The sequence below is a fragment of the Vibrio sp. V01_P9A10T6 genome, assembly GCF_963877065.1.
In the GTDB taxonomy this organism is placed as follows: Bacteria; Pseudomonadota; Gammaproteobacteria; order Enterobacterales; family Vibrionaceae; genus Vibrio; species Vibrio anguillarum.
Genome location: NZ_CAWNTB010000199.1, coordinates 1 through 16,359 on the forward strand (window position 1 = coordinate 1; position 16,359 = coordinate 16,359).

16 protein-coding genes are annotated in these 16,359 nt (G+C 44.8%); 7 read left to right on the forward strand and 9 right to left on the reverse strand.

All coding sequences use genetic code 11. The annotated features are described in order from the left end of the window. Window positions 1-127: 127 nt before the first annotated feature. A complete protein-coding gene (gene tal, locus AACQ21_RS15345) occupies window positions 128-1,078 on the reverse strand; it encodes a transaldolase (RefSeq protein ID WP_026027792.1) in 951 nt (316 codons plus the stop codon). Window positions 1,079-1,533: 455 nt separating this feature from the next. Here tal and AACQ21_RS15350 point away from each other — a divergent pair, with 455 nt between their 5' ends. Together AACQ21_RS15350 and AACQ21_RS15355 are read left to right on the forward strand one after the other, a co-directional pair. Further along, window positions 1,534-2,526: a sugar-binding transcriptional regulator gene (locus tag AACQ21_RS15350; RefSeq protein WP_105976880.1), complete on the forward strand. Its 993-nt coding sequence runs from the start codon at window positions 1,534-1,536 to the stop codon at window positions 2,524-2,526. A 162-nt stretch (window positions 2,527-2,688) separates the two neighbouring features. Beyond that, window positions 2,689-3,969 (forward strand): glycoside hydrolase family 18 protein, encoded by a 1,281-nt coding sequence (locus AACQ21_RS15355; RefSeq protein WP_374956404.1) that lies wholly within the window; start codon window positions 2,689-2,691, stop codon window positions 3,967-3,969. Between the two features lie 55 nt (window positions 3,970-4,024). Here the strand turns inward: AACQ21_RS15355 and AACQ21_RS15360 are convergent, their stop codons facing one another. The 3 genes from AACQ21_RS15360 to moeA are packed head-to-tail and all read right to left on the reverse strand — an operon-like array spanning window position 4,025 to window position 6,924. Beyond that, a complete protein-coding gene (locus tag AACQ21_RS15360) occupies window positions 4,025-4,909 on the reverse strand; it encodes a sulfurtransferase (protein ID WP_181185545.1) in 885 nt (294 codons plus the stop codon). Between the two features lie 21 nt (window positions 4,910-4,930). Then, window positions 4,931-5,680, reverse strand: coding sequence for a molybdopterin-synthase adenylyltransferase MoeB (gene moeB, locus AACQ21_RS15365; RefSeq protein WP_105976883.1), 750 nt, complete (start codon window positions 5,678-5,680; stop codon window positions 4,931-4,933). 8 nt (window positions 5,681-5,688) lie between these two features. After that, complete coding sequence (gene moeA / locus AACQ21_RS15370; protein WP_013867839.1) at window positions 5,689-6,924, reverse strand: molybdopterin molybdotransferase MoeA; 1,236 nt, start codon at window positions 6,922-6,924, stop codon at window positions 5,689-5,691. 152 nt (window positions 6,925-7,076) lie between these two features. Here moeA and folE point away from each other — a divergent pair, with 152 nt between their 5' ends. Continuing rightward, window positions 7,077-7,730 carry a GTP cyclohydrolase I FolE gene (folE, locus tag AACQ21_RS15375; RefSeq protein ID WP_013867838.1) on the forward strand — a complete coding sequence of 218 codons (654 nt, stop codon included), beginning with the start codon at window positions 7,077-7,079 and terminating at the stop codon, window positions 7,728-7,730. A 114-nt stretch (window positions 7,731-7,844) separates the two neighbouring features. On the opposite strand, the gene msrB is transcribed toward folE, so the two are convergent. The 3 genes from msrB to AACQ21_RS15390 all read right to left on the reverse strand — a co-directional run bounded on the left by msrB (window position 7,845) and on the right by AACQ21_RS15390 (window position 11,134). Next, window positions 7,845-8,978 (reverse strand): peptide-methionine (R)-S-oxide reductase MsrB, encoded by a 1,134-nt coding sequence (gene msrB, locus AACQ21_RS15380; RefSeq protein WP_094147750.1) that lies wholly within the window; start codon window positions 8,976-8,978, stop codon window positions 7,845-7,847. A 145-nt stretch (window positions 8,979-9,123) separates the two neighbouring features. After that, window positions 9,124-10,872 carry a formate--tetrahydrofolate ligase gene (locus AACQ21_RS15385; protein WP_047688381.1) on the reverse strand — a complete coding sequence of 583 codons (1,749 nt, stop codon included), beginning with the start codon at window positions 10,870-10,872 and terminating at the stop codon, window positions 9,124-9,126. 118 nt (window positions 10,873-10,990) lie between these two features. After that, on the reverse strand, window positions 10,991-11,134 hold the full coding sequence (locus tag AACQ21_RS15390; protein WP_013867835.1) for a hypothetical protein: 144 nt from the start codon (window positions 11,132-11,134) through the stop codon (window positions 10,991-10,993). A 132-nt stretch (window positions 11,135-11,266) separates the two neighbouring features. On the opposite strand from AACQ21_RS15390, the gene AACQ21_RS15395 reads away from it, so the two are divergent. Continuing rightward, complete coding sequence (locus AACQ21_RS15395; RefSeq protein ID WP_047688384.1) at window positions 11,267-12,001, forward strand: RNA methyltransferase; 735 nt, start codon at window positions 11,267-11,269, stop codon at window positions 11,999-12,001. Between the two features lie 127 nt (window positions 12,002-12,128). Here AACQ21_RS15395 and fdxA read toward each other — a convergent pair whose 3' ends face one another. Next, window positions 12,129-12,452, reverse strand: a complete 324-nt coding sequence (gene fdxA, locus AACQ21_RS15400) for a ferredoxin FdxA (protein WP_010318513.1) — start codon at window positions 12,450-12,452, stop codon at window positions 12,129-12,131. A gap of 213 nt (window positions 12,453-12,665) precedes the next feature. Here fdxA and AACQ21_RS15405 point away from each other — a divergent pair, with 213 nt between their 5' ends. Together AACQ21_RS15405 and yjjG are read left to right on the forward strand one after the other, a co-directional pair. Continuing rightward, window positions 12,666-14,285 carry an NAD(P)/FAD-dependent oxidoreductase gene (locus AACQ21_RS15405; protein ID WP_038148414.1) on the forward strand — a complete coding sequence of 540 codons (1,620 nt, stop codon included), beginning with the start codon at window positions 12,666-12,668 and terminating at the stop codon, window positions 14,283-14,285. Between the two features lie 158 nt (window positions 14,286-14,443). Then, on the forward strand, window positions 14,444-15,118 hold the full coding sequence (gene yjjG / locus AACQ21_RS15410; RefSeq protein ID WP_017045536.1) for a pyrimidine 5'-nucleotidase: 675 nt from the start codon (window positions 14,444-14,446) through the stop codon (window positions 15,116-15,118). A 68-nt stretch (window positions 15,119-15,186) separates the two neighbouring features. Here the strand turns inward: yjjG and rnk are convergent, their stop codons facing one another. Continuing rightward, a complete protein-coding gene (gene rnk / locus AACQ21_RS15415) occupies window positions 15,187-15,594 on the reverse strand; it encodes a nucleoside diphosphate kinase regulator (RefSeq protein WP_026027712.1) in 408 nt (135 codons plus the stop codon). Window positions 15,595-15,767: 173 nt separating this feature from the next. Between rnk and AACQ21_RS15420 the strand changes: the two genes are divergently transcribed. After that, window positions 15,768-16,359, forward strand: a 592-nt coding sequence (locus AACQ21_RS15420) for a UTRA domain-containing protein (protein WP_105976884.1), incomplete at its 3' end; no start/stop codon positions are given.

Sequence of the window (16,359 nt, forward strand, 5' to 3'; positions counted from 1 at the left end):
CGTCCATACTAAGAGCACGGATGGCATTGGCTAATTGTTTACGTTCCATAATAATTACCGACAAATAATAGAGTTAGAAAGGAAAGGGGAACGTTAATCGTTCCCCAAATTTTAATTCGTAAGTGGATTACAACTTGGCTGCAATCATGACTTCAAGTTTGCCTTGGTCAATGGCAAAGTTACGGATGCCTTCCGCTAATTTTTCTACGGCCATTGGGTCTTGGTTATGTTCCCATAGGAACTCTGCATGGGTCATTGCTGCAGGGCGTTCTTTGTTACCTTGAGAGTCAACCAGTTTTTCAACCACTTCACCTTCAGCTGCTTCGAGTTCTGCCAGTAAAGAAGGGGCAATAGTCAAACGATCACAGCCTGCTAACTCTAAAATTTCACCGATATTACGGAAGCTTGCGCCCATCACGACTGTCTTGTAGCCATGTTCTTTGTAGTAATTGTAAATAGCAGTCACGGACAATACACCAGGATCTTCTTGCGGTGCAAAATCACGGCCTTCTTTGGCTTTATACCAATCCATAATACGGCCGACGAATGGAGAAATCAGGAATACGCCTGCTTCTGCACACGCGCGTGCTTGAGCAAAGGAGAATAATAGAGTCAGGTTACAGTTGATGCCTTCTTTTTCAAGGATCTCTGCTGCGCGAATACCTTCCCAGGTTGAAGCCAGCTTGATCAAAATACGGTCGTTAGTAATGCCAGCATCGTTGTACATTTTGATCAGTTGGCGCGCTTTTGTCACGCTACCTTCCATATCATAAGAGAGGCGAGCATCGACCTCGGTAGAAATACGGCCCGGAATCGTTTTTAGGATCTCTTTACCGATATTGACAGCAAGCATGTCACAAGTATCTTGAACTTGTTGAGCCTTGTCTGAGCTCTGTGTTTTTGCGTATGCGATAGAAGCATCAATCAGTGGCGCGTATTCTGCAATTTGAGCCGCTTTAAGAATGAGAGATGGGTTAGTGGTCGCATCTTCTGGTTGGTATTTTTTGATTGCGTCAATTTCACCAGTGTCAGCAACAACAGTCGTCATTTTACGAAGTTGCTCTAATTTATTGCTCATATCGATCATCCTATTTCTTTGGGCCAAGCCAGATTTTGAGTTTGCTGGGCATTTGCAAGCGGGTTAGCAATCACATAGTCATGTCTTACACATGCCAGAAAAGCTAACTCAATTATTTCCAGCGACCGAACATTTGTGTTGAACATTTGCTCGATCGTTGAGTAAATGATGTAGCCATATTTATCTTATCCACTGGGAAAGTCAATCGCTGTTCTGAGGTTATAGTGATATCAATCAACTATTTTTTTGTGAATTAATCTAAGTGCTGATAAATAAACGTTTGCTTAGATTTATCAAGGGTTGAAAGCGAACGTTACTGTGCATTGATTAGAGTGAGAAAATGTAATTTCCGTGAGCAAATGTTGCAAAGTAAATGAGGCTTAACCTATGCTAGGTCAATGAGCAAATGCTCAATTGTCGTTATTCTGCGCACAATATTGACCATGAGATCCCGTATGACCACTCCCAATCAAGATATTTCTATCGAAAATACTGACTTATTAACTGAAATTTCAGTGGCTTATTACCAAGATGGTGCAACTCAAGAAGAGATTTCGAAAAAGTTTTCTCTTTCACGAGCCAAAGTAGGACGAATGCTTAAACAGGCACGCGATGAAGGGATTGTCGAAATTACGGTGAAATATCACCCTGTTTTTAGTGCCAAAATTGAGCAGCGACTAATTGAACGCTTTGGCGTAAAACGTGCGCTGGTTGCACTTGACCAACCTAGCGAAGAGTTGCAGCGCCAACAAGTGGCGGGGTTGGTTTCCAATTACCTGACCAGTACGCTAAAAAACGGCATGGTTGTGACCGTTGGTCAAGGTCGAAATGTATCGGCCGTTGCGCATCATATTGGCGTGATCACACCGCGAGAGTGTAAGTTTGTCTGTAGTATTGGTGGCATTCACCCAAGAGGTGGGATGTTTAATGCGGATCATATCTGTCGGCAACTGGCCAAAAAATACGGTGGAAGCTCTGAAACGCTTTATGCGCCTGCCTATGCTGAAAATCGCGAACAAAAATTAGCGTTTATGCAAAATGCAACCGTCAAACAAACCTTAGATTTAGCACGTAAGGCAGACATTGCGTTAGTGGGTATTGGGGATATGTGTGAAAACAGCTACATGGTCGATCTCGGTTGGTTTACCGCCGATGAAGTGGTGCAGTCGCGTTTACAGCAAGGTGTGGTAGGGGATTTCGCTGGTTATGATTTTTTTGATATCCACGGTAAAGCTGCCAATACGGTGATGAGCGATCGTGTGATTGGGTTAGGGATTGACGAATTTCGACCGATTGCTGAGGTGATCGCTATCGCGGCTGAAAACAGCAAACCTTTAGCGCTGCTTGGGGCGCTACGCACCGGTGCAATTGATGTGATTGCCACCAGCGTAAGCAACGCGTTAACGGTATTGAATTTAGATGAGCAGATGAAAACCGTCATTGGTTAGTGGATTCAGGTTAGTGAATTTAGGCTCATAAATTAATCTGCAATAACTGTAACGTGATTTTAAGATCTGAGTTTGGCTCGCATTGGCTGATTATTTTTAAACTTAAAATATATTTCTCTGCTGTATTGACGCAAACCCAAGGAGAAACTTATGAACAAGTTGATGATCGCCCTTCTCGTTGTTGCGTCATTTAACGCCACCGCAGAGACAACCAAACCCGTCGTGGCGGGCTACTTTGCTGATTGGCAATATGAAAATGAGCAAAACCCCTACACAGTTAAAGATATTCCAGCAGAGAACTTGACTCATGTTATTTACGCCTTTTTGAGTATGTGTGGCCCCCATTCTGGAGCCAGTGAAACCGTACAAAAGCAAATCGCTAAGCAATGTGAAGGAAAAGCACCATTTAGTGCGATTGTTGTTGATACTAAATCCGCACTAGAAAAAGAGTTTGGCGCAGTCAATGTACCAGTTCCTTACAAAGGTCACTTTGCTCAACTTGCACAAATGAAGAAAGACTATCCGACGCTTAAGATTCTGCCTTCATTTGGCGGCTGGACAATGTCTGAACCGTTCCATGCAATGATAAAAGATCCTGCTACGATCAAGCATTTTTCCAAAACAGCGGTTGAGCTTATAGAGCAGTACGCCTTCTTTGACGGCATCGATATCGATTGGGAATATCCGGGTGGTGGCGGTTTAACTACTTCGCCTTGGAATCCGGATACGAAATTGACCGACGAACAAAAAGAAGCAGAAAAACAGGCCTATACCGAGCTGATGAAAACATTACGTGCTGATTTGGATGCGTTGAGTAAAAAGACGGCTCGCTACTATGAACTTTCTACTGCTGTTGGGGTTGGAGCGAAAGCGGCTCAGATAGATTGGCCCGCCGTATCCCCTTATTTAACCAATATGTTTGCGATGACTTATGATTTTCTGGGTGGTTGGGGAACGCAAACGGGCCATTTAACCAATTTACATGCGACGGATCGCAGTTGGTGGGGAATGGGAGCCGATGTATTTATCAATCAAATGATCGAATTGGGTATACCAAGCGAGAAATTGGTTATTGGCGCGGCGTTTTATGGACGTGGTTGGCAAGGCACTCAAGATTATGAGGGTGGTTTGCCTACGGCTGATCTTGTGTCTCAGCAGGGAGCGCCGTTTGGGACAGGTGAAAATGGCTATTTCATGTTCTGGGATTTGATGAAAAATTATCGCGCGGCACAAGGGTATCAATATGGTTACGATCAAGAATCGCAAGCACCATATTTATGGAATGCAGAAAAGAAAGTATTTATCTCGTATGAAGATGAACGTTCAGTGCGCGCCAAAGCCAAATGGGCAAAATCAGCGAAGCTAGGGGGAATTTTTACATGGGAACTTTCAGGTGATCCTTCAAATGAATTGATCAAAGTAATGGCTGATGAGTTGAAATAGCACGCTTTGTAAAACATGATCAAATCCCCACAATGGTGGGGATTTGATTCAGAGACTAAAGCTCAATAGGCAGCTCAGTGCGCTGCCCCCATTCTGTCCACGAACCATCATAAACGCACAGTTTTGCGTAGCCGCAAATTTGCGCAGCCAGCAGCACAATGCAGGCGGTTACGCCTGAGCCACAACTGAAAATGTATTGCTCTTTTCCAGCAGCCAGCGTTGCTTGCATAATAGGTTGTAGATCTTGCGGTGATTTAAGCTTATGCCCATTCATCAACTCTGTAAAAGGTAAGCAAATAGAGTGAGGAATATGGCCGCTGCGCACGCCTTCTCTTGGTTCTTTTATTTGACCCAAAAAACGGGCTTGTGAACGTGCATCAACAGCTAAACTCTCTGGGTTCTCTATTTGTGCAAGCACATAGTCTGCGTTCACAAAATAGCGAGGATCGAGCGTGCCATGGAAGTTTCCGTGTTTAAAGGCATGTGTGTACTCTTTTACAACGGGTAAACCTTGGCGTTTCCATTCGGTTAATCCACCATCAAGAACGTATACCGACGCATGTCCCATTGCTTTGAGCATCCACCATGCCCTCGGTGATGCAAACGTTCCGCTATTGTCATAGACAACGACGATCGAATCGTGGTTTAAACCGATCGATTGTCCTAATTGATTAAAGCGCTCTTCACTAGGCATCATATGAGGTAGTGGCGATTGTAGGTCACAAAATTCACCATCATAATCAAAGCGGCGAGCGCCGGGAATGTTATGCAGAGTATCTTTCTCAGTTTCACTGGGAATTTGGAATTCAATACTGCAATCAAGAATAACGGTGCGCGGGTCGCCTAACTTTTGTGCTAGCCATTGGGGGGAGACGAGTGGTGACATGAGTTTAACTCTCCTATTGTGTGGGCTGATGCGGTGGACGAACGAGAAAGACATTATTGAGTCTTTGCCGTTCATTTACTGGCAAGTCTGGCAGTGAGCGAGTTTGATTAAGTTCATTTCTCTCCACGTCATTGAAAGAGCGTCCAATATCAAAATTTTGCCTTGTTTTACCTGCCCATATTGGGCGATCACTTTGATCGCTTCCATCGCTTGTACCGCGCCAATAATCCCGACGACAGGAGCCATTACGCCCGCTTCGACGCAAGTGAGCACGTTACTACCAAAAAGAGCGCTTAAACATTGGTAACAGGGCTCGTCTGGGTGCTGATACATAAACACGCTGACTTGCCCTTCCATACGAATCGCAGCACCAGATACCAGTGGTGTTTTAGTTTGAAAGCAGAGTTTATTCAATTGGTTACGAGTATCAAGGTTATCTGATGCATCCAGCACCAAAGAATGCTGTTCAATTAATGCTTTCAATTGTGCATCTTCAAGGCGTTGATCAACGGTATTTACCGTTAAATGCGGGTTAAGCATACGCAGTGACTCTGCCGCTGAGTCCACTTTTTTACGTCCAATATCGGCATCACTATGTAGCACTTGGCGCTGTAAATTAGAGAGCTCAACCACATCATCATCGATGAGCGTGAGTGAACCAACACCTGCCGTGGCAAGGTATTGGCTTGCAGCGCAGCCCAATCCTCCTGCGCCAAGAATTAAAATAGAGCTTTGTTTAAGTGCTTCTTGTCCTTCAAAATCAAACTGTTTGAGAATAATTTGTCGGTTGTAACGCAGTAGCTCTTGATCAGATAGGATCTCCATAGTGATCCTTAATACAAGCTGGGATTAAAAAGTTGGATATTGACGGTTTCGCCCACTTCCACTCGGCCACGATCTTGTTCTAACACCACAAAACAGTTGGCGAGACTCATCGAACGAAATGCCCCCGAACTTTGGTTTCCGGTAGTTTCAACAACAAACTGGCCATTTTCAATTGTGTAAATACCGCGTTGGTAGTCAGTACGGCCCGGTGATTTTTTAAAGGCATTTTTAGTGATGGCTGGAATGGACTCCGGTGCTTTCCAGTGAGTGTGTCCAGCCAATTTAGCCAGCATAGGTTGCACCAGGACGTATAGGGTTAATACGGCTGAAACGGGGTTGCCAGGTAAGCCACAGAACCAAGCATGATCTAATGTTCCAAATGCAAACGGTTTGCCCGGTTTTATTGCCAGTTTCCAAAAACCGATTTCTCCGAGTTCTTGCAAAATATCTTTGGTATAGTCAGCTTCGCCTACACTTACGCCGCCAGAAGTAATAACCACATCGGCCAAATGTTGAGCTTTATCAAAGGTAGCTTTTAAAGTGGCAGGGCAATCAGCAATGATCCCAAGATCAATCGCTTCACAACCAAAATTTTCAATTAATGGTTTAATGCCATAACGATTGCTGTCATAGATTTGCCCCTCAGCAAGAGGTTCACCGAGTGGTTTTAGCTCATCTCCAGTTGAGAAAAAGGCCACTTTGGGTTTACGAAAAACGGTCACATGGCTGATGCCGAGTGTGGCAATCATTGGGATATCACGCGAAGTCAAGCGAGCCCCTTTATGTAGCACTACATCGCCTTGTTTGATGTCATCACCAGTGGGGCGAATATTTTGCTGAGGCTTTGCATTCGGCTGTAGAAAGCAGATACCATTTTCGTTTTCGGTCGTTTGCTCTTGCATGATCACCGCGTCGCAACCAGCTGGAATTTTCGCGCCAGTCATAATTCGCACGCAACTGTTGGCTGGCCACGGCCCTTCAAATGGAAGACCGGCAAAAGATTTGCCAGCCAGCGGCAGGGTGGTTGACTGTTGCAGATCAGCTAATCGAATAGCGTATCCATCCATCGCTGAGTTATCGAAAGGCGGCACAAAAATGGGTGAGAGTAACTCTTCAGCCAACACATAGCCTAACGCGTCGGCTAGCGGTAGTTTCAGCGTCGTTTGGATGGGTTTGATATTCGCTAGCATTGTCTCTAACGCTTGTTCGATAGGCATTAAGCCCGGTGAATCACAACAGCCCATGGTCGGTTCCTATAGCTTTTTTCTTTGCGGGGACTCTATCATACATTGCTTACGGGCAATAATGACCATCCTTAAAATATGGATGTAATTATTCAAAATTCCGAGTATCCTTGTCTGCCATCCGAAAGGGGTAAAAAGTAAGAGGAATCGGAATGCTAGGTCTTAGCGAATCAGCAAAGTTGGTCAAAGATGCGCTAGAGAGCCGAGGTTTGGAAACGCCTATGCGTCCAAATGAGGTTACTCGTGAAGAAAAGAAAGAAAAAATCGAACACCATATGCGTGAGATCCTCACACTACTCGGTCTTGACCTGACCGACGACAGTTTAGAAGAGACACCCCATCGAATTGCGAAAATGTATGTGGATGAAGTGTTTTCTGGCCTTGATTATCAAAACTTCCCCAAAATTACTGTGATCGAAAACAAGATGAACGTCAGTGAAATGGTGCGCGTAAAAGAGATTACCGTGACCAGTACCTGTGAGCATCATCTTGTGACTATCGATGGTAAAGCTGCGGTGGCGTATATCCCAAGAGGCAAGATAATTGGTCTTTCTAAGATTAACCGTATTGTACGTTTTTTTGCTCAGCGCCCCCAAGTTCAAGAGCGAATGACACAGCAGATTCTGGTGGCTTTGCAAACCTTACTCGGTTCGGATGATGTCGCGGTCACCATTGATGCCACTCATTACTGCGTTAAGTCACGTGGTGTTATGGATGCGACCAGTGAAACGACCACCACAGCATTAGGCGGTATTTTTAAATCTAACCCTGCCACCCGCGCCGAATTTTTCCATGGTTTACATTAATCGAATCTCAGTTGAGTCCATCGATTAACGTTGATCAACTAAAAAAGCCCTCGCAAGTGAAGTCGAGGGCTTTTTCGTTTTACCACGCACGCCTTATTGAAACAGAGCCAAATTTTATTTAAACAGAACCAAGTACTCGCCATAGCCCTCAGCTTGCATTGCCTCTTTTGGTACAAATCGCATCGCGGCAGAGTTCATGCAGTAGCGTAAGCCGGTTGGTGCTGGTCCATCCTCAAAGACATGACCTAGGTGAGAATCTGCAAAACGGCTGCGCACTTCGGTTCTGGTATAAAAAAGCCGAGAATCGCTTTTGGTCGCAATATACGCTTCATTAATTGGCCGAGTAAAACTGGGCCAGCCCGTACCAGAACGGTATTTGTCGGTAGAAGAGAATAATGGCTCTCCGCTGACTACATCGACATAAATACCATCGGCTTTGTTATCCCAATACTCATTCTTAAATGCACGTTCAGTACCTTCTTCTTGCGTCACGTAATATTGCAAATCAGTCAATTTGGCGCGTATCTTTTCATTAGAAGGTTTGGTGTATACCTTAACGTTGTTTTGCATTTTTTGCGCTTCGATCAATTGACGTAAGGTTTTTGGATGCTCATTACGATCTTTACCGAAGATGGTATCAAGATATTGGTCACGTCCGGAAGCATGACGATAGTAGGTGTAACGTACTTTGCTCTTTTTATAAAAGTCTTGGTGGTACTCTTCAGCAGGCCAAAATTGGCTATATTGAATCAGCTCTGTTTTGAGCGGCTTTTTGAAGATCCCTAGCGCATCGATTTCTTGCATAAAGCGCTGCGCGGTCTGCTTCTGTTCACTGTTGTGATAAAAAATGGCAGGCCGATACTGTGGGCCTCTATCAACAAACGAGCCTTGATCATCTGTCGGATCAATGTGTCGGAAAAAATGATCCAATACATTTTCGTAGCTGACAACTTGCGGATCAAAGGTCACTTGAATCACTTCAATGTGGCCCGATTTTCCTGATGAGACTTGTTTATAGGTAGGGTTTTCAAGGCTGCCACCCGCATAACCAGAGACAACGCTAATGACACCGTTGAGTTTTTCAAGATCAGATTCTGTACACCAAAAACAGCCCCCAGCTAATGTCGCGATTTGCTGATTACCAATGCTGGGCATGGTTTTAGGCTGAGTTTCTGCTTGGCTAAATAGCGAAAACAGAATAGGCACAATAAGCGCTATTGAGAATATAAAGGGAGTAAAACGTTTCATAACCGACCTTACTTATTTTTTATTGATACTGGTAAAGAACGGTGAAAAGCGCAAAAAATTACAGAGAAAGAAAACAAATAGCGTGAAGAAAGCCTTTCTGAGCCCGAAGATTTGCGCTCAGAAAGGTTAATTTCGAACAATAATATCAGGTTAGGCCGATAATATTTCCTTTAGAATCAATGTCTAAATACATGAAGGCGGGTTTTTCAGGAAGGCCCGGCATGGTCATCACGTTGCCGCATAGCGCATAGATAAAGCCAGCACCCGCACAGAGCTTTAATTCGCGAATCGGTACATCAAAACCTTTTGGTGCGCCTTTAATCGCAGCGTTGGTTGAAATTGAAAGCGGCGTCTTCGCCAAACAGACAGCAAGTTTACCGTAACCTTGCTCTTGCATGTTGTGCATTTGACGTCGTGCTTTATCACTAAAAGTGACGCTTGCCGCGCCATAGCCCTTTTTCGCTACGGCGTTGATCTTATCTTCGATCGTCTGCTGTGCTTGGTATAACGGTGTGAACGTACTCACTTTTTCACACTGCTTAATGACTTTGGAAGCAAGCTCAGTCGTCCCTTCGCCTCCAAGAGCAAAACCTTCACTCAGTGCAACCTCTACCTGGTAGGGTAGTGCGTGAATCATCATTGCGAGCTGCTCAAGCTCTTCTTGGCTGTCTTGTGGAAAGCGGTTAATGGCAACCACGGCGGGTATTCCATACTTACTCACATTTTCAATATGCCATTTGAGATTTTCAAAACCGGACACCAACGCGGCATGGTCTGGCTGAAATAGAGTGTCGGGAACTGGCTGGCCGGGACGCAATTCATACAGACCAGAGTTCGCTTTTAAGCCGCGAAGTGTGGTGACGATAACGGCGCAATCTGGCGCTTTCCCAGATGTCGCGGCTTTAATATTGCACGCCTTTTCAAATCCCATATCAGAGCCAAAGCCGCCTTCTGTTACAGTAAATTCGGCTAACCTTGTGGCGATGTCATCGGCGATAATAGAAGAGTTACCGTGAGCGATATTGGCAAAAGGCCCGGCGTGAATCAGTGTCGGTACGCCTTCTAACGTTTGCATTAATGTAGGTTCAATCGCCTCTTTCATACTGACAGCCATCGCCCCAGCGACTTGCAAATCTTCAGTGGTAATCGGTGTACCATGGTGACTATAGGCGACGACAATCCGCCCAATCCGTTGACGCAGATCGTTTAAGTTTTTGGCTAATGCAAGAATCGCCATCAGCTCAGAAGCCGCTGAAATATCAAAACCATCTTCACGCTCAAAGCCATTGATTGATTTATCCGTTTCATTTCGGCCAACGGTAACCATGCGCAATGCGCGATCGTTGTGATCCATCACTCGCTTCCAAACCACATTATTTGGGTCGATACGCAGTGCTTTCATTGCGGTGCGCTGCTCGAAATCGTCATAACCAAGGCGCTGTTCGTGATAGATCCGGGCATCTATCGCCGCTGCCGCTAGGTTATGCGCGGCTGTGACGGCGTGGATATCGCCAGTGAGATGCAAATTGAGCTCTTCCATTGGTGCCACTTGTGAATAACCGCCGCCAGCGGCTCCGCCCTTAACACCAAAGATTGGTCCCATTGAGGGTTGACGAATACATGCCATCACCGAATGACCCAATTTTGCCATTCCTTGTGATAGGCCGATGGTCGTGACGGTTTTTCCTTCCCCTAATGGCGTTGGGGTAATGGCAGTCACAAGGATTAACTTTCCAACCGTTTGTGTTTGCAAACGTTCAAGGCAACTTAATGAAATTTTCGCCTTAAAGCGGCCTTGGCTGTGGAATTCGCTGGCGGTGAATCCTGCTTTGTTAGCGATAGCCTCTATGGAGGTTAATGAAGTGGCGCGGCAAATTTCAATATCAGGCAGCATAAAACCCTCATTATTTAGTATTGTACGGGTTGGGAAAACGTTTGCGTCGCGATAATAACGTCAAAAAATGGGTTGTAAAGTTATTTAATGAGTGGATTATAAACTAATGTCTGAGCTTTTAGCTCGATTCTTCGTTCTCTTTTGTGTCATTGTCGTTGGGCTCTTTATGATGATCATCTTCAAGTTGATCACTATCTTGTTGATCATAATGCTTGACGACAAAGGGGGTTAACATAACGGAAGAGGGAAGAAAACGTTTCATATGGATTTCCTTGTTTGTTAGTAACTGAACATATGGTATTGAAACTCGGCTTACACTGCTTTAGCTCTGACGGCCTTTACTCTATAATGCGGCGTTTTTACTAGGCCAACCTTACCTCACTGCGGATATTTTATGATTTCAAAAAACCAACTGAAACTACTTCGTGCTTTAGGCCAAAAGAAACAGCGCAAGGCTCATGGCCTGTTTTTAGTGCAAGGCGAAAAGAACGTGTTGGAATTGATTAACAGCCAACTGACGGTGAAGCAGGTTTTTGCCACTGCGGAGTTTATCGCACAAAACCGCGTTGAGCTTAGTGTTTTTGAATGCATTGAGGCCACATTAGATGACTTAACCAAAGCCAGCACTTTGGTGAGCAATAATGCGGCAATCGCCGTCGTTGAGATCCCCGAAGTGACGGTGCCTGAAGCGAAAGGATTGATGATCGCTCTCGATGGTGTTTCTGACCCCGGTAATTTAGGGACGATTATCCGTGTTGCTGATTGGTATGGCATTAAACACATTGTCGCTAGCCACGATTGCGCCGATCCATACAATCCCAAGACCATCAGTGCCACCATGGGTAGCTTTGGGCGTGTTACGGTGAGCCAAGTGGATTTGAGTGCTTATTTACAGAGTTCAAATCTACCTGTTTATGGGGCTTTTTTAGAAGGTGAGAGCGTACATCATACGAAATTTGCAGCAGAAGGGATTTTATTGATGGGCAGTGAATCGCATGGTATTCGTGCCGAAGCGGCTCAATATGTCACCGACAAAATCACCATTCCCGCCTTCGGGGGAGCAGAGTCACTTAACGTAGCAATGGCTACGGGTATTATTTTGGATAACCTGCGCCGCCAACATCACTAGATCAAACCAAGATCACTCGATCAATAAGTAAAGCTTAAAAGTTGTTGCTTTGGATTGTCGTCAAAAAGCGTGATAACGGATGCCGTGTTTGCGCTTTTTTTATAACGCTAGTTATAAGAAGAAAAGACTACTTCTCTAACATCCCCAGTTTGTTTGGCACGCCATTCCATTTTTCAGCATCATCCATGGCTGGTTTGACTTCGGTTTGCACCGGCCATATGTCGGCAAGCTCAGCATTGAGTTCGATGTAAATCTTCTGATCTTCTGGGAGTTCATCTTCTTGAAAGATAGCTTGAGCTGCACATTCAGGAACACATAAACCGCAATCAATGCATTCAATGGGGTTGATCACCATAAAATTGGGGCCTTCGTGAAAGGCATCTGCAGGGCATACCGCGACACAGTCAGTAAATTTACATTGGATGCAATTATCCGTTACGACAAACGCCATGATGATCAGCTCTTAGTTAGTCAAAAATGAAGAATGGGGATAATACGCATCCCAAGTTAAATTTCAACATCCAACGCTATGAATATCTAGCGTAACGTGTGATGAATTCGGGATTTAGTATGACAGATAACGCCATTTCCCGTAAAATGCGCGCCATTGTGAGCGGGCCGCTTGCGGCTTTGGCTAAGACACCGACTAAAACGAGACACCGACATGATACGTTTAACCGAAATTAAACTTCCTTTGGACCACGAGGAAGGGGCAATTTTTGCTGCTATTACTGAAAAACTTGGTATTGCTGATGAACAAGTTCTTTCATTCAATATGTTTAAACGTGGCTACGATGCTCGTAAGAAAACGAAAATCATGCTGATTTACACGCTAGATGTGAGCGTGGAGAATGAAACGGAGTTACTTGCTCAGTTTGCTGACGATCCGCATGTGAAAGTGACGCCGGATATGGAGTACAAATTCGTTGCTCAAGCGCCAGCGAATCTTACTGAGCGCCCAGTGGTGATAGGCTTTGGCCCTTGTGGTCTATTCGCAGGACTGATTCTTGCTCAAATGGGGTTTAACCCAATCATTGTCGAGCGTGGTAAAGAAGTGCGCGAACGCACCAAAGATACCTTTGGTTTTTGGCGTAAACGTACATTGAATACTGAATCTAACGTGCAGTTTGGCGAAGGTGGAGCGGGAACTTTTTCTGATGGAAAACTCTATAGCCAAGTGAAAGATCCTAACTTCTATGGTCGTAAGGTCACTACAGAATTTGTCGCTGCGGGCGCACCTGCTGAAATCATGTACGTGAGCAAACCGCACATTGGTACGTTCAAATTGGTGACCATGATTGAAAAAATGCGTGCCAAAATCATCGAATTAGGCGGTGAAATTCGTTTTAGTACTCGTGTTGATGACATTCACATCGAAGAAGGGCAAATTACCGGGCTTACGCTGTCAAATGGTGAGGAAATTAAAACGCGTCATGTTGTCCTTGCGGTCGGTCATAGCGCACGTGATACCTTTGAAATGCTGCATGAACGTGGCGTTTATATGGAAGCCAAACCCTTTTCAGTAGGGTTCCGTATTGAACATAAACAATCAATGATTGATGAAGCGCGTTTTGGTGCGAATGCGGGTAACCCCATTCTTGGTGCGGCGGACTACAAATTGGTTCACCACTGTAAGAATGGCCGTACCGTTTATAGCTTCTGTATGTGCCCCGGAGGCACGGTAGTGGCGGCTACTTCTGAAGAGGGGCGCGTTGTGACCAATGGCATGAGCCAATATTCTCGCGCAGAACGTAATGCTAATAGTGCGATTGTGGTGGGTATTGATCCTGAACGTGATTATCCTGGTGATCCGCTGGCGGGCGTGCGCTTCCAACGTGAACTTGAATCAAGAGCTTATCAACTTGGCGGCGAAAACTACGATGCGCCAGCACAAAAAATTGGTGACTTTTTACAAGGTCGTGATCCGAGTGCGTTAGGTGATGTCGAACCCTCTTTTACACCCGGCATCAAGTTGACAGATATTTCAAAAGCGTTGCCTGATTTTGCCATTGAAGCCATTCGTGAAGCGATCCCTGCGTTTGATAAGCAGATCAAAGGATTTGCCTCTGAGGATGGTTTGTTAACTGGAGTAGAAACTCGCACGTCATCACCCATTTGCATTAAACGGGGTAAAGATTTCCAAAGCATCAACCTGAAAGGCTTTTATCCGGCAGGTGAAGGTGCAGGTTATGCGGGCGGGATTTTATCAGCTGGCATTGATGGTATTAAAGCGGCCGAAGCATTGGCGCTTTCTATGGTTAATGAAGCTGAAAAAGCATCATAATTTGCAATATTAAGCATAAGAAAAGGCTCATTGGAGCCTTTTTTATTACAGGGACGATTAGATTCGTTATCACATTGAATTTTAAAAGTTTCTTCTGATAGAGATTATCATTTAACTAAAAACAATCTAAACTAGCCCGAACATTATGAGGAGAGATCATGAAGTACGACTGGATTTTATTTGACGCTGACGAGACCTTGTTTCATTTTGATGCTTTCAAAGGTATGCAGCTGATGTTTGAGCGCAAAGGAGTGTTGTTTACTGAACAAGATTTTGCGCAGTACCAAGAAGTTAATAAACCACTGTGGGTCGATTACCAAAATGGTGATATCACGGCGGCGCAGTTGAAGCATACTCGTTTTGCAGAGTGGGCAGAAAAGCTCGCGACGACAACCACGGAATTAAATAGCGCATTTCTTGAAGCCATGGCTGATATCTGCACTCCACTACCAGGAGCAAAAGAGTTATTGGATGCCCTTACAGGTCGAGCGAAACTTGGCATCATTACTAATGGTTTTACCGAACTTCAAGCGATTCGTTTGCAAAGAACGGGGATGAGTGAATACTTTGACCACGTGATTATTTCAGAAGAGGTTGGTGTAGCGAAACCCGATCACGGGATTTTTGCCTACGCGTTAGACAAAATGGGTAACCCTGCTAAAAATCGTGTATTGATGGTAGGGGATAACCCGCATTCCGATATTCTAGGTGGCTTAAATTTTGGTATTGAGACCTGTTGGCTAAACTCTACTGGCGCAAGTGCTGTTGAGGGTATCGAGCCACACTACCATGTGCGTTCATTGCACGAACTTAAAGATATTTTGGTCGCATAATTATTTACAATGATGTGGCTTGGGGTGTGGAGTGATGATATCGACCTCCACACCAACAAATCGATTCGTTAGCGGTTGAATTCACCGTCACGCTCAGGTTGATAAACTACATCAAGAATCTCAATCACTCTTTCTCTACCACCTGGCATTGGCCAACTGAGCTGTTGACCAACAGCTAGGCCCAACAATGCACTGCCTACTGGGGCAAAAACAGAGATATCTTGACTGCTTTTCACTTCATGCGGATACACAAGATTTTTTTCGATCACTTCATCACTGTCGATAAACTTGAAGCGTACGGTCGAATTCATGCTCACCACATTATTTGGCATCTCTTGTGGGGCGACAATGGTGGCTCTATCCAACTCAGCCTCGAGCTTTTCTAACTCTGGCGTTAGTTTAGGCATGCCATCCAGTAATGCGGATATTCTGTCCATATCAAGGCTTGAAACTAAGACAGGTGCTAAGTTTGACATTTTTAATACTCCAAAAAGAAATACCGCCCAAAAGCTAGGCGGTATAAAAATTAACGTCAATGTTATTGCGATTCAGGCTATGACATTAATCTTGTTCGACATAGAATGCAAATAATACGGTATCAGTTTGTTATGAATTTGGCATGCACGTATTTAGGCTGGGAGTGGATGTTGTGCAGTACGTAAAAATTAAAGATGTGATTGTTGAACAAATCGATGCTGGCATGCTTGCCCCTCGTCAAAAATTACCTTCTGAACGAAAACTTGCAGAGTCGTTTAATACCACACGCGTTACCCTGCGTGAGGCTTTGTCTCTGTTGGAAGCGGATGGCAAGATCTACCGAGAAGATCGGCGAGGTTGGTTTATTTCTCCTGAGCCGATACGTTACGACCCAACCCAAACTCTGAATTTTACCAACATGGCTTTAGCACAAAACCGAGTACCAAAAACGGAACTGATGATGGCAAAAGCGCTATTAGCCAATAAACAAGCATCGCTCTTATTGGGATTAAAGCCATTTTCGGATGTTTACCAAATTGATCGTGTGCGTTATTTAGAAGATCGCCCCGTGGTCTATGTGATGAATTACGTGCGCCCTGAATTGTTTCCCAACTTGCTGACTTTCGATTTGTCTCAATCACTGACGGATATTTATCGCGACCATTTTGCCGTGGAGTATCAAACAGTCCGTTATCGAATTACCACTAGCTCTTTGCTTGGTCATATGGCGCAAGCGCTACGCGCTACATCAGGCACTCCGGCGA

Coding starts and splice junctions, on each gene's coding strand:
- tal (WP_026027792.1), bottom strand. CDS start 1,078: ATGAGCAATAAATTAGAGCAACTTCGTAAAATGACGACTGTTGTTGCT.
- AACQ21_RS15350 (WP_105976880.1), top strand. CDS start 1,534: ATGACCACTCCCAATCAAGATATTTCTATCGAAAATACTGACTTATTA.
- AACQ21_RS15355 (WP_374956404.1), top strand. CDS start 2,689: ATGATCGCCCTTCTCGTTGTTGCGTCATTTAACGCCACCGCAGAGACA.
- AACQ21_RS15360 (WP_181185545.1), bottom strand. CDS start 4,909: ATGTCTTTCTCGTTCGTCCACCGCATCAGCCCACACAATAGGAGAGTT.
- moeB (WP_105976883.1), bottom strand. CDS start 5,680: ATGGAGATCCTATCTGATCAAGAGCTACTGCGTTACAACCGACAAATT.
- moeA (WP_013867839.1), bottom strand. CDS start 6,924: ATGGGCTGTTGTGATTCACCGGGCTTAATGCCTATCGAACAAGCGTTA.
- folE (WP_013867838.1), top strand. CDS start 7,077: ATGCTAGGTCTTAGCGAATCAGCAAAGTTGGTCAAAGATGCGCTAGAG.
- msrB (WP_094147750.1), bottom strand. CDS start 8,978: ATGAAACGTTTTACTCCCTTTATATTCTCAATAGCGCTTATTGTGCCT.
- AACQ21_RS15385 (WP_047688381.1), bottom strand. CDS start 10,872: ATGCTGCCTGATATTGAAATTTGCCGCGCCACTTCATTAACCTCCATA.
- AACQ21_RS15390 (WP_013867835.1), bottom strand. CDS start 11,134: ATGAAACGTTTTCTTCCCTCTTCCGTTATGTTAACCCCCTTTGTCGTC.
- AACQ21_RS15395 (WP_047688384.1), top strand. CDS start 11,267: ATGATTTCAAAAAACCAACTGAAACTACTTCGTGCTTTAGGCCAAAAG.
- fdxA (WP_010318513.1), bottom strand. CDS start 12,452: ATGGCGTTTGTCGTAACGGATAATTGCATCCAATGTAAATTTACTGAC.
- AACQ21_RS15405 (WP_038148414.1), top strand. CDS start 12,666: ATGATACGTTTAACCGAAATTAAACTTCCTTTGGACCACGAGGAAGGG.
- yjjG (WP_017045536.1), top strand. CDS start 14,444: ATGAAGTACGACTGGATTTTATTTGACGCTGACGAGACCTTGTTTCAT.
- rnk (WP_026027712.1), bottom strand. CDS start 15,594: ATGTCAAACTTAGCACCTGTCTTAGTTTCAAGCCTTGATATGGACAGA.